At 35.6% G+C, this 13,265-nt stretch carries 13 protein-coding genes and 1 other RNA gene; 2 read left to right on the forward strand and 12 right to left on the reverse strand.

From position 1 onward, the window contains the following. Positions 1-4: 4 nt before the first annotated feature. From J0L69_09850 to J0L69_09870, 5 genes are all read right to left on the reverse strand, one after another. Entirely contained in the window at positions 5-649 is a 645-nt protein-coding gene (locus J0L69_09850; protein ID MBN8693490.1) for an aquaporin, read from the reverse strand. Continuing rightward, positions 636-1,262, reverse strand: a complete 627-nt coding sequence (locus J0L69_09855) for a protein-tyrosine-phosphatase (protein ID MBN8693491.1) — start codon at positions 1,260-1,262, stop codon at positions 636-638. Before J0L69_09855 ends, J0L69_09850 begins: the two co-directional genes overlap by 14 nt. 4 nt (positions 1,263-1,266) lie before the next feature. Then, complete coding sequence (locus J0L69_09860) at positions 1,267-1,740, reverse strand: hypothetical protein (protein ID MBN8693492.1); 474 nt, start codon at positions 1,738-1,740, stop codon at positions 1,267-1,269. Positions 1,741-1,772: 32 nt separating this feature from the next. After that, entirely contained in the window at positions 1,773-2,102 is a 330-nt protein-coding gene (locus J0L69_09865) for a winged helix-turn-helix transcriptional regulator (GenBank protein ID MBN8693493.1), read from the reverse strand. Positions 2,103-2,174: 72 nt separating this feature from the next. Beyond that, positions 2,175-3,323, reverse strand: coding sequence for a pirin family protein (locus J0L69_09870; GenBank protein ID MBN8693494.1), 1,149 nt, complete (start codon positions 3,321-3,323; stop codon positions 2,175-2,177). A 181-nt stretch (positions 3,324-3,504) separates the two neighbouring features. Between J0L69_09870 and J0L69_09875 the strand changes: the two genes are divergently transcribed. Continuing rightward, positions 3,505-4,350, forward strand: a complete 846-nt coding sequence (locus tag J0L69_09875; GenBank protein MBN8693495.1) for a carboxypeptidase regulatory-like domain-containing protein — start codon at positions 3,505-3,507, stop codon at positions 4,348-4,350. Between the two features lie 18 nt (positions 4,351-4,368). Here J0L69_09875 and J0L69_09880 read toward each other — a convergent pair whose 3' ends face one another. From J0L69_09880 to J0L69_09895, 4 genes are all read right to left on the reverse strand, one after another. Next, positions 4,369-6,654 carry a SpoIIE family protein phosphatase gene (locus J0L69_09880; protein MBN8693496.1) on the reverse strand — a complete coding sequence of 762 codons (2,286 nt, stop codon included), beginning with the start codon at positions 6,652-6,654 and terminating at the stop codon, positions 4,369-4,371. A 102-nt stretch (positions 6,655-6,756) separates the two neighbouring features. Then, entirely contained in the window at positions 6,757-7,134 is a 378-nt protein-coding gene (locus J0L69_09885; protein MBN8693497.1) for a DUF1987 domain-containing protein, read from the reverse strand. Between the two features lie 126 nt (positions 7,135-7,260). Continuing rightward, complete coding sequence (locus J0L69_09890; protein MBN8693498.1) at positions 7,261-9,510, reverse strand: tetratricopeptide repeat protein; 2,250 nt, start codon at positions 9,508-9,510, stop codon at positions 7,261-7,263. A 15-nt stretch (positions 9,511-9,525) separates the two neighbouring features. Next, entirely contained in the window at positions 9,526-10,050 is a 525-nt protein-coding gene (locus tag J0L69_09895; GenBank protein ID MBN8693499.1) for a hypothetical protein, read from the reverse strand. A gap of 134 nt (positions 10,051-10,184) precedes the next feature. On the opposite strand from J0L69_09895, the gene ssrA reads away from it, so the two are divergent. Continuing rightward, positions 10,185-10,555: a transfer-messenger RNA gene (ssrA, locus tag J0L69_09900) on the forward strand. Here ssrA and J0L69_09905 read toward each other — a convergent pair. From J0L69_09905 to J0L69_09915, 3 genes are all read right to left on the reverse strand, one after another. Then, positions 10,518-12,071 carry a recombinase family protein gene (locus J0L69_09905; protein MBN8693500.1) on the reverse strand — a complete coding sequence of 518 codons (1,554 nt, stop codon included), beginning with the start codon at positions 12,069-12,071 and terminating at the stop codon, positions 10,518-10,520. The two genes, ssrA and J0L69_09905, sit on opposite strands and share 38 nt — an antisense overlap. Then, positions 12,034-12,222 carry a hypothetical protein gene (locus J0L69_09910; protein ID MBN8693501.1) on the reverse strand — a complete coding sequence of 63 codons (189 nt, stop codon included), beginning with the start codon at positions 12,220-12,222 and terminating at the stop codon, positions 12,034-12,036. Before J0L69_09910 ends, J0L69_09905 begins: the two co-directional genes overlap by 38 nt. Positions 12,223-12,297: 75 nt before the next feature. After that, positions 12,298-13,233 (reverse strand): MerR family transcriptional regulator, encoded by a 936-nt coding sequence (locus tag J0L69_09915; protein MBN8693502.1) that lies wholly within the window; start codon positions 13,231-13,233, stop codon positions 12,298-12,300. Between the last annotated feature and the right edge of the window lie 32 nt (positions 13,234-13,265).

A 13,265-nucleotide genomic window follows, 5' to 3' on the forward strand; every position in this document is an offset into this window, starting at 1 on the left:
CTTCTCATTTCATAAGCTTCCACAAGCCCACTGCTATTACAGAGCCTATAATAGGCGCACTCAAATAAACCCACAAATGTTCGGTATGACCTGAAACTATTGCCGGAGCCAATGAACGAATCGGATTCATGGAGGCTCCGCAAATCGGACCGGCAAACATGGCCTCCAATAATACAACCGAACCAATGGCTAATCCTGCAAACATGCCTTGCTCCTTACTTCCCTTAGCTACTTGTAAAATAACCAACATTAAAAAAAACGTCAAAAGCATTTCTAATACAAACGACTGCATTGGAGAACCCGAAGGTAAACTGGCGCCTAATGTTTCGTTGGAAGGAAAGAGATATTTTAAAACAATACTGGCTACAAAAGCGCCAATTGCTTGTGATGTTACATAAGGTAAAATTTCTTTGGAAGGAAAAGATTTGCTGAGCCAAAAACCAACGGTAACCGCAGGATTAAAATGCGCACCGGAAACATTTCCTAATGCGTAAATCATAGCTGCCACAATTAATCCCCAGGTACAAGCCACACCGGCATGTGTAATAACACCGTTAGTGTGTTGATTAACTATAATTGCACCGGTACCGCAAAATACCATGGCAAATGTGCCAATAATTTCAGCTAAATATTTTTTATACTTTTCCATTTCTTACCAACGAAAATACAAACAAAGTTTCTAATGCAATTTGTCGGCAACGCTCATCATATTTAGCATCCTGAAGCGGCGTGTTGTCAAATGCTTTGGGATCATCATACGTAGTACCTATTCTCAACTCAACACCGGGAATAAACGGACAATTTTCCTCAGCATCACTGCAAGTCATGATGGCCGCGAAATTATTCTGAGGGTTAACGGAGTCATTATATACTTTTGAAAAACATTCAATAGGCTTTGTCTTTTCACTGAAGTAAACCTCATAGTGAGGATTAAGGGAGGAATCAGTCGTTTCAATTTTAAATCCTACACGTTTCAAAGCATTGATGGCATTCGGGTTAAAAGCAGTCGCCTCTGTGCCACCTGAAAATGTGCTGACATTTTCTATTTGGTAATAATCAGCCGCAACTTGAGCCCACACCTGTCCAAAATGACTGCGTCGTGAGTTATGTGTACAAACGTAAATCAAATTGATGGTTTTATTTTCACTCCTTTTTTCAAGAATGTACGTAGCGATTTTACTAAGTAGAGATTTTCTATCCGATGAAATCTCTTCGAATGATGACTCTAAATCATCGCAATAAGTTTTAATGGAATTGTACATACACTTAGCAACATCCGCCACCCGGTGTGCAGCAAGCTTTTGATTGAGTTTGTAAATCTTTTAAGCTCACTTTTAATTTATCTTGCGGGATGCCGCACTTATCGCTCGCCAAGCAATTAGTATGTAAAGATGTAAGCAAAAATTTCTCACCATTAAATTCCACTCCGTATTTACCAATGGTATCGCTTTGATATTCTACTTCTATTTCTGCGTCTTCAATATTTAAAACTTTTTCTGATAATAGAATAATATCATTTAATTTTTTTGGTGCTAATCGATGATCAAAATCGTTTGCCTCCCACAATTGAAAATTGACAACCTTTTCATTACGTACAGTACCGCCGCAATCAATAAAGTGTTTATTTATTTGTCCCACTTCCGTCACATGAAAATGTGAAGGCACTGTTTGACCATTTGGTAACACAAATTGTAAATCATTTACATTTGCTAATTTTTGTTTGAATTCTGATAGTTTCATGGTATTTAGTTTTATCGGTTAATTACGATCATTTAACAACACTTGTTTTTACTTGAATAAGAAGCGAACAATTGAGCAAGGTAGTTTTTCGCCGACTCCCACTCTTTCTCGTCAATGCAATAACACACTTTTACGCCTTCAATATCACCTTTAATCAGGCCGGCCTCTTTTAGCTCTTTTAAATGCTGTGAAACGGTACTCTGCGAAAGTGGAAGATCTTCAACAATATCGCCGCACATACATGCCTGCTTTTTAATCAGTAGTTGAAGAATAGCAACGCGAGCCGGATGCGCCAATGCCTTTGCATATTTGGCAATTTTGTTATCCTTAACGGTGAACTCTTCGCTTTTTGACAGCCCCATCTTTTTAAATTATATCGCAATATTACGATAAATAAGAACCTGTGTCAAGTTAAAAAAGCGAATTGATTGATTTTAAGCGTTTTTAATTTCTATTTTGCCATCGGCGTGTTTGGCAAAACGGGTTTTAGTGCGATCGTGAACTTGATCGTATTTAGGCCAAGGCCAACCTCCAAATTGTGTTTTATGATAATCTTCGAAAGCCTGATTAATCTCTTCCTTCGTATTCATTACAAACGGACCATATTGCATTACAGGCTCGTTGATTGGTTTTCCCTGTAAAATCAAAATACTGGTTTCCTCAGTTCCACCTTCAATAATAACTTCCACATCAGATTTTAACTGTACAGCATTATATTTAGTAATTGTATTTCCGGAAAGCTTTATCTGATTGCCTTCATAGAAATATAAAGTCCTGTTTATCCCTGCAGATGCCTTAGGTAAAGTAAAGGTGGCTCCTACTTGCATTTTGATATTCCAAACCGCCACTTCATTTTTCGGATCTGCCGCCCATGAATCCGGCGGAGGCGCAACGGCAGTTTTATCTGCTAATTTACCGGCAATAACCTCTACCGTTGTTTTCTTCTGATTGGCATCGGTATGAATATAATTTGGTATGGATTCGCGCCATAACATTTTAAAATGCGGTTCCACCATTTTATTTTTCTTTGGAAGGTTCAGCCAAATTTGAAACAGCTCCATGGTGTTATCCTTATCGGCATGTATGAGCGGAAACATTTCAGAATGCTGTACACCCTTTCCGGCCGTCATCCATTGAACATCACCGTTTCCATAACGTCCGGCGGCACCCAACGAATCAGCATGATCTACAATTCCCTTACGAACAACAGTAATCGTTTCGAATCCACGATGTGGATGCCCGGGAAATCCGGGAACTGTTTTACCATGATACATTCTGAATCCATCTTTAATAATAAAATCATCACCCATATGACGACCTTTTAATAATTCAGTTGCCGGTCCCATTTGCTCATTTCCTTTCGGGAAATAATCTTCGTGATGGACACAAAATAAAAACGGATCGGCGGTTTCCCATTGAAAACCAAGTGGCTTAATACTTAAAATAGGATTCATCATTTTATCGCTTTCTTCAATGGCTTTCTTTACTGATTTCGAAAATGAAGTAAAAGGCAATGCTATCAAAGAGCCTGCAACGAAAGCCGCCCTTGATAAAAAACTTCTCCGGTGTAATGGATTGCTCATTGTGTTTAGTTTATTCAAAATTAAGATAAATAATAAGTATCAAAAAGGATATCTCAAGCATTAACAATTAAAAAGCGTTAAAGTTTATTCTAAATTATTTTTAGATGAATCTTTAACTGTTGTAACAAAATTGTAGTATTCTTTCGTAAAAATTCGTTCTTTTGAATAAATACATGAGTGTATGACCAGGAAACTTATTTTAAAAGCTGTTGCATTTTTGATTTTTGCACCCCTTTGTTTATCATCTCAAAGTTTAATTTACAAGTTTAAAAGCAAGACTCTTGTTCGCAAATGGACTTTAAGTTCAAAAGCCTATAGACTGGAAGAAGTTTTACCGGGCGCCACTGTTGAATTATTTGAAGGTTCCAAGCGTCTGGCTCAAACCACCAGTGATGCAGAAGGCAACTTTGGATTTGATCTTCCTTCAAGCGGGAATTTTTTGATTGTTATTAGTAAGGCAGGTTACAACACCAGAAAATTCAGCGTCAATTGCAGCAGTATCATTATTAAAAACGGTGCGGCAGACTTTATTCCCTCTGTCAATTTAACCGGGTTTATTGGTGATAAAACGATAAAAGAGGTGGGAGATATAGGCTTAAGCGCTCCGATTGTACAAATGGCTGACGATAAAAACGAGATCTTAAAATACAATGGATTAAATTTCCCGGTGAATGTAAATGATGGAGAAATACGCGTGATACAAAAATTCTGTACTTGCAATAAACTTGGTGATATAGCCATGCAAAATAAAAATTATGCCATTGCAAAAAAATACTATCAAATGGCTAGCACCATTATAGGCAATGAAGAATATCCAAAGGAACAATTGAAAAGAGCGGAAGACGGATTAAAAGAACAAATGCTTGCCGAGAGGGTTGCCTACTCAAATGCTAAAAAGAAATCAAACGCGGCTAAACCAATTGTTCAAAAACAAAATTCAAGTACTTCAACTTCACAAAGCAATACTGCGCAAAAAACCAGTTCCGGCGGACGAAAAGTTCTTCCGGTAATAGGAGGCAAGAAATAATAAAATTAAGCTAAGCGATTAAACTTTTACACCAATTACCAATACATCATCAACCTGTGATCCGTTTCCTTTCCAGGTTTCAAATTCTTTATCAAGACTATTCTTTTGCTCTGTTAACTTCTGAGATTGAATTTTAACTAATAAATCTTCTAATTGTTTTTTACTAAACTTTCTGTCGTTTGGTCCGCCGAATTGTGAAACATATCCATCACTCATTATATACAAAATATCACCGGGCAATAAATCTACAATATGATTAGTAAACGGTTTTGTTTCTTGTCCGAATTTAAGTCCGGCCGTAAACAAATCACCGGGAATTATAGTTAATTCACCCTTTCTTACTAAGAATAATGGGTTAAAGGCGCCGGCATACTGAACCGTCTTAAACCTTTTATCAAAGCAAAGCAGCGCAATATCCATTCCATCCTTTGTTTCGGTATTCGGATTATCCTGATTGAGGGATGCAATTAACTTCTCTCTTAAACGGTCCAAAATTGTGGCAGGCGATAAATTGTTATCGGATTTTATAATGTCATCTAAAAAACTATTACCTAAAATACTCAGGAAACCTGCCGGAACACCATGACCGGTACAATCAACAGCTGCTAAATAAATCCCTGATTCAGTTTCTTTATAAAAATAAAAATCCCCACTTACGATTTCCTTTGGCTTAGATAAAATAAAAACCTCCTTGAAAAACTTTTCAAGTGTTTCAAGTGGAACTTCTAAAGCTTTCTGAATATTTCTGGCGTAGGTAATTCCGTTAGTAATATCACGGTTTTTCTTTCTCAACAATTCTTCATTGTTTTTTTTAAGAGTTATATCTCTGCAAATACCGGAATTTCGGATTAATTCACCTTTCTCATCAAAAATGGGTGACGACTTTTCAGCAATCCATTTAATCTTACTATCAACTATGATTCTGTATTCGATGTTATAAGCCATACCTGAATCAACCAAAATATTCGCGTCAATCACCGATTGAAGATCTTCGGGGTGAACAACCTCCTTCATGCTTTTTCCACTGTATAAATAAGAAGGTTTTAATCCGACTACTTCAAAGCAATTAGGACTGATATACTCGTACTTTTTTTCCCTTATATTATAAAGGTAAAATACGTCATGAATTGTTTCCGTAATTTGTTTGAACTTACTTTCGCTTACTTCAAGTGTTTTATAAGCAATTTCCACTTCTCGATTCCGTGCATCCAAATTATAATTATCTTTTTGTTTTTGACGATAAGCCAGATAAATTACAATGGATAAAATCAATACAAACAGAATCACAATAAGGTAAACTCTATTCAATACCGCTTGTCTTTCCAATTGCGCTTTTTCCTTTAAAATTTCGGCATCCTTAAGCAACAATTTTTGTCTGGCGATTTCATTTTCCAATTCCTGTTTAACCGAGGATAAATTAAACAAGTTCTTTAATTCTGCTTTTTTTAATGTATCCGAATAATTTTCACTTATGGTAAAAAATTCGCCTGCATTTTTATAATCACTGGTTTCATAATAACATTTAGCGATAAATTTTGTTACGTCATACAGCAATCCGTAATTCTTCAGTCCGGCCTTCCCTATCTTGTAAGCTTCCAGTAAATATTTCAATCCGCTGGCATGATCCTTCTTTCTCCCGCAATAATCATTACCAATAACACTTAACAGATAAACAACATTTTCTTTATCATTTACACTCTTTGCAATTTCCAATCCTTTTAAACGCAACTCAACTGCTTTATCATACATATGCAAGGTTTCGTAAATTCTGGAGGTTTCGTTTAAAGAAGCCGCAATTTCAGAAGGAGAACCTTTCTCCTCACGTATTTTTAAACTTTTAAGATAATAATCAAGGGCTTTTCTGTTGCTATTATTTGTTTTATCGAAAACGCCTTCAAAAATATTTCCAATCGCGCTATAGATGTATGAAGCGCCAATTTGATCATCTGTTTCGAGACAAAGCCGGATGCTTTTCTCATAATATTCCTTTGCTTTAAAAGGTTCCTGCGGACGATAAATAAATCCGATATAACGATAGGCGCTTTTGAGAATGTTTTTGTCGCCAAGCGCATCAGCAATTTTAAGAGAACGATTTAAATTATCTAGTGCCAATGCTTGTTTTCCGTCGAAATAGTACCATCGACCGATATCCAGAAAAGCTTGTGCTATACCTCGGCTGTATTTTATTTTTTCAGCAAGTGCTAATTCACGTTCGGCGTAAGGAAGTGAATCGTTTACTAAATAAAGTTGATGTAAAACACGAACGCGCAAGGTATCGGAATCAGCATTTTTAAATACTACCAATAAAGAATCGCTTTTTCTGTTAGCCAGTGAACAGAATACAAAAAGTATTGAAAGAAAAGAGGAAAGAAAATATCTGAAATTATTTCCGGTCACCGTCTTGAACTAATCTAATTCGATATTTTCGATGGGATAGTTGATGAGTTTAGAAACAAGATTGGCGTAATCAATCCCGTCTTCATCGCCGCCGTAATGATACCACTTAATGGTTAATTCCTTTCCCTGGTTTAGTACATTTTTACATTTTACAATAAAATCATACACCAAGCGACTTGTCACGGAGTTTGAATAATCTATTTGAAGCATTAAAGTAGTAGTTTGATATGGTTTAGCAAGATAAGCATCCAACCATTCGTTAAGTTGCTTAAATAAGTTAACCATATCGTTAGAATAGGCACGACCGGTAATTCTAAGAACGCCGGTGCTTGCATTAAAATTTACTTCTGGGGAATCTTCTTGAGCGGAAATGATTAAATCATCCATGTTTAGTTTCTTTTATGCTATAATTATAGTGAATTTACGACAAATAAGCAGAAATATCTTAGAATCGTTTGAGTTTTATCACACGGATGTGTTTAAAACATTTTACTTAAGTCGTTTTAGACTAAATTATACACGAATGCCAATTACACACACATCATCTACTTGCTCAAGCATACCTTGCCAATTTTTAAATGAGGCTTCAATCTTGGCCTTTTGTACACTCATAGATTCATTTGAAACAGAAAGTAAAAGCTCGCATAGCTGTTTATATTTAAACTTTTTACCTTTTGGTCCACCAAACTGATCGGCGAATCCATCTGAAAAGGTATAAATCACATCACCCTTCTGTAATTGTATTTCGTTAAATGTAAACAGTATAGAATTGTCTTGTCCAACACCCACCGGCATTTTATCAGGTTTACAATAAATGACGTTGTTGTTGCGAATGATATAAAATGTATTATTGGCAGAAGCATATTGCAATTTCAGCGTTTTAAAATCGATTTTACAAAGAACAGCATCCATACCATCACGGCTAAGCTCCGAACTGCCTTCGGGATTTAATGCGTTAATTATTTCTGTTCTTACCGTATTTAAAATCAAATCCGGTCTGTAAATTTTATTTTCATTTATTGCCTGATTGAGTTTACTAATATTTAATAAGCTCATGAAAGCTCCCGGTACACCATGCCCGGTGCAATCGGCTGTAATGTAAATAAAACCTTCAGGCGTATTGCATGCCCAATAAAAATCGCCACTAACAACGCTTTTAGGTTGAAAGAAAACAAAATAATCATGTAAATGAGTCGACAGCAATTTATCACCTGCCAATAAAGCGTATTGAATACGGCGGGCATAATTAATGGAGTCCAGAATTTCCTTTCTGCTTTCCTCCACTTCCATTTTTTGCTGTGTTATGATTGTGTTCGCTCTTTTATTCTCACGTAAGCTATTAAACAGAAACATTGAAAATATCCCAACAATTACTAAACCTATGATCGAACAAATAATCACTATGTTTTTTCTTTGTTGGTCGGCTTCATTCTTTTGTCTAATCAGTTTTAATTCCAGATCGGATTTTAATTTCATGTCGCGTTCCTTCAAATCATACTCCACTTGAAACTGACTTTTAAGAGCTGCTTTACGTGTATTCTCGTTAGTTAAACTATCCCTCATCAAAATATGAGTTTTATACATTTCAAGAGATTTGGAATGTTGATTCAAAGATTCATAAATAGTACTTAGTTTTTTGGTTGTGTTCATCACAATGGAAACATAACTCATCTTCTTACTCATCTCATAGGCTTCCTCACAAAATTGCAGTGCTTTTTTATACTCCTTCTTTTCCAGGTAAACACTTCCAATACTATTTAAAGAAAAGGCAACACCATCGTTATCTTGTATCTCTCTGCGAATAGCTAAAGACATCTCGTAATAGTTCAGAGCTTCATCTATTTTACCTTGACGCATGCTTAACGAACCTAGATTATGATAACTGGAAGCAACACCATACTTATCCCCCATCTTTAATCTCAAATCAAGAGCCTTGTTATGATATAAAGCTGATTTATCATTTAAACCTAAATCGTAATATAAAGCGCCAATATTATTGAAGGATTCCGCTACTAATTTCTCTAGTCCTAATTCCTCACGAATAGCCAAACTCTTATTGTAATATTCTAGGGCTTTATCGAATTCCCTTAAATCTGCATAAATACCCGCTAAATGATTATAAGAAGCAGAAATCCCTCTTTTTTCGCCCAAAGCCTCCTTTATCCTTAAACTAAGAAGATGGCAATTTATAGACTGCGTATAATTACCCATGTTTGAATAAGTATGTCCAATATTATTCAAGTTTAGAGCAATACCGGATGAATCGTTCATCTCCTTTCTAATTTTGAGTGCCATGAGTTGGAAATCCAATCCTAATCTCAAATTTCCTTGTCCGCTATAAACACTCCCAATATTACCGTAACAGCCGGCCATTCCATACTTATCATCAACTATTTTATAATACCTCAGACTTTTAAAATAATAATATAAGGCCTGGTCGGGATTATTATTTTCTCGAATGAAATAACCCTTATTATTATAATAGGCCGCTAAACAAGCCGTGTAAAAATTAAATAAGTAAGTTCCCTGTTTCTCTGTTTTCAAATTCAATTGAGCTAACTCACCTAATTGATCGTTAAAAGCAGGCCATTCATTATCATCTGCATTCTCTGAAAGAAAAAACAAAGCCTGACAGCGGATTGTATCGTGCGTAGCATTTTTCAATACCTGCTTAACCGAATCAATGTTTTGGGCGTATGAAACACGCAGGTAAAAACATAAGAAAATGCTTAAAAGAAAATTTATAATTCTAAAGTATTTCATTTACTATTACAATTACTAAAGTGGCTCTATAGCATTAACCATTTCCATCAATTCTCTTTCATTGGTAGAATTTAAAGCATTCATACTTTCCTGCCAGGCATAAAAAACATAAATGCGCCCTTCATGTTTAGCCTGGAAGCGAATTACCTCGAATGATTTCGATTTTGATTTGAGATCGGTAAAGTTGGATTTACGTTTTTCGAAGGAAAAATTTTTATTGGTGGTTTTATCGTACTTAATCACATTCTCGAAATGTAGATGGCCTACGTTTGAACGTTTGGCGGAATCAAGTCCGCCAACGGTACTTGGATAAACCACCACATGCATTTTACCATCTTTGTGAGGTTTGGAAAAAGCGACGCCGGCGCATTTACAATACGTACTGTTACCATCTTCCCATGGCGACATACCGCCAAATTCTTCGGCGCTCCAGTTTTCGAGCAGCGTATATTTTAACTGCAAATTTTTTGATTTAACGGCTTTTTGCGCATGCATAGAAAGAGAAAATAAAATCAAGAGTAAAAGACCTGTTTTTTTCATAGTGTTGGATATTAGCAGAGTTAAATATATTAAAAATGGTAAAATCCCCCTTAAATTGTAGTATCTTTGTGAAAAGTTCTTTGAACGGGATTATGGTTCTGAAATTCAACATTCATAACTTATAATTCTAAATGGGGCCCGACCGGTTTTGACAGTGAGCGCGGTGGGTAAGTAAGCATGTAGTGCGTTGTGGATATGGCACTTTAATCCTAATTCTCAAAACTATAATTGGCGAAGAGAATTCTTACGCTATGGCTGCTTAATCAACTCAGTTGATTCGGCCTTTGCAAACTCAGTAGCGTTTCTGCTTAGCGATTGAGACCTTGCATCATAAAATAGCAGGTTGTTTTAGTGATGATGTTATCTAAAGCAATATTAGCATCTAAGTTTAAAATTGGTTTGAATTTATGCCTGTTTTAAATCGAAAATCAAATAAGTTCTAAACGTGTAGAAAGCTTATCAACTCCTTATTTGGACCAGGGTTCGAATCCCTGCGGGTCCACCTGAAGGGACAAACTTAATTTTTTGAGTTTGTCCCTTTTTTCATTTCCTCTGGAACCCCCGTCAATACTGATAAGTAGAGCTACAGCTTCATTTATTTTGTGAGTTCGACAATTTTTTCCGTCAAATTTCATTTTTTCTGGAAATATCGAACTCCATATTTGATATCGATCCTCTAGTTCCATTGATTCTAGGGTCTTCCCGAAATTTGCGAATAAATTAATAGACTCTCTTATTCCTTCTGATAATTCTCTCGATGTATTCCGGCTCCCATATGCAACGCTCTTTAATTCTTCCATCTCAGAGTTGAATTTTAATTTCAGTTTTGAATATTCATCGGCTGAAATGCTGCCGTCAACAAATAATAATTGCAAATTTTCCAAACGTTTGCTAACTATCTCAAGCTCTTTTTCAGCCTTATTAATTTCAAATTGCGATTGTTTGTTCGTATCACTTAGAAATGAGTTCAAAAAAAGCTTATACACTGTTGAGGGATGGTTTTTAAAACTTAACAGTTTTTTAATTTTATCAAGTTCGTCGTTCACAATATGAGCTGGAAATCTCTGTTGGTAACATGAATTACAATGATAGTAAAAGAACTTTTTCTTCATCTTCCCGGTACTTGCACTAGCAGTCATTAAACCACCACACTTATTGCAAATTAATAAACCACGTAAAGGAAATTCAGGTCGAATTTTAGTATTCTTAGGAGTAATTCGTCTATTATTTTTTCGATTAATAACATCTTGTACTTTGTAGAATAGTTCAGGCTCAACTATTGCTTCGTGAACTGCATCAACCATTAAAGCAACCGGATTGCTTTCATCTGGTGGAATAAATATCTTTCCCATGTATATGGGATTTCTAAGAGCGATTGCGATGCCATTTCTACTATACTTTAATCCCATCTCCTTTATTTCATATCGGATTCTGTATTGAGGCATTCCCGTTGATGCCAATTCAAACATCTTTAACACCGCAGGTGCTAACTTAGGATTAGGTATAAGCAAAGGCTTTTTGTATTCGTCCCTACTATTCAAATATCCTTTCGGGGCTGTACTTGTCCATCTTCCTGCTTTCCATGCGGCTCGAATTCCATCTTTGATTTTTATACTTCTTCTGTCATTATCTACCTCCGGGAATGTAAGATAATACGCCAATAAGAATTTACTTTCAGGAATACTAAAGTCTATTGGTTGTGACGAAGCTTGCGCTTCGATACCTAAACCTTTTAAAGTACGAATCATTACATAAGCATCTGTGGTGTTACGCGAAAACCTGTCCCATGAAATAAAAAGCAGACAGTCTACAAATCCACGATTACTTTTTGCACGTTGAAGAAATTTTTGGAATGCTGGTCGTTCAAATGTTTTTGCACTATGATCTTCGAGAAATTCATAAACAATTTCTATATTTCTCTGCTCGCAAAATTTCTTTAACTGTTCCATCTGGCTATCTAAAGAATAACCTTGTGCCTGTTCATCAGAAGACACCCTTGCCATTATCGCCGCTTTTCTCATTTTTAATTTTATTTATGTGGTTAATAATTGTGCGGGCATTAATTTTTGCCCACATGGTCATCAGACTAATAATTTGCTTGATCTGTTCATCTGTGTATTGTTCTTCGCCTTGATTTAAAATTTTTTTACACTCCTCAAATGTTGGTAGCATCTCTTTAAGTGAATGCGAGATCTTTCAATTTATTTGATAAGATCACTTTGATATGATTCTCGGTATTTCCGAGCTTTAAAGTTTTATTTTTCTTGTACTTGTACAGGAGTATATCATACCTTCCTGAGTTCCGATTTCAATATTTTGATAAGCACCTTTATATATTAGCTCAAATATGCGCGCCTCATTTTTTAATTTTTTAATTTCGGTCAGCTCAGCTAAGTATGGTTTTTTATCGTCGTTGAAGCGAATGGCAATTGATTTGTATTTGCCTCCACGAATGAATTGAAGAATTTGCTTTTCCTCATTTGTCAATTGAAAAAACCTATCTGGTATTTTACCGGGATCAATTGAAACAATTACATCTTTCAGAAGATCATTTAGAGAGATGGCGATATAGTCATGAAGAAAGATCTGATTATAGCCATCGATTTTAGTTAATTCTTCAATAATATCAGGAATAAAAATTGTCATCCACTGATCACCATCTCTTCGCTGAATTTCTCCATTCACGGAATCTTGAATCGCAAGTAATAATGTTACGTTTCCTTTTTCATGAAGAATTTTGGATAGCATAATGTCAAAATTTGTTATGCTTATTTTATTTACATGCTCAGAAGTTTTATAATTATTTCTAATTTCTTGCTTCACATATTGATCTTCATCTAAATTTTGAATAGCTGCTTCAACATATTTATCAGCATCAGGATGCATTAAATAATCAGAGAGTTTGGTTTGCTGAAAAAGTTCTTCTTTGATATCTGCGATTGCCTCAAAACTTACCGTTAGCTTTCTTAGTTTAGATACTAGTCGAATCCACACTAGTTCTTTGAAATTGAACCGTCGAGTTTTGTTTGGAGTATTGTCTTTTATTAATACGCCGCGCTCTTGCCAATATACCATGTCACGCTTTGATACTCTACAGTCCAATAGTGTATAAGGACGAACGTGATCACTCTTTCCAAGCAGAAAGCTCGCCACATCTCTTATATTTATAGATTTGTTAATCATGTGTTTATAATTATTTGTTACAAATATGTTAC

Source organism: Bacteroidota bacterium, assembly GCA_017303905.1.
GTDB lineage: Bacteria > Bacteroidota > Bacteroidia > B-17B0 > Aurantibacillaceae > JAHEYG01.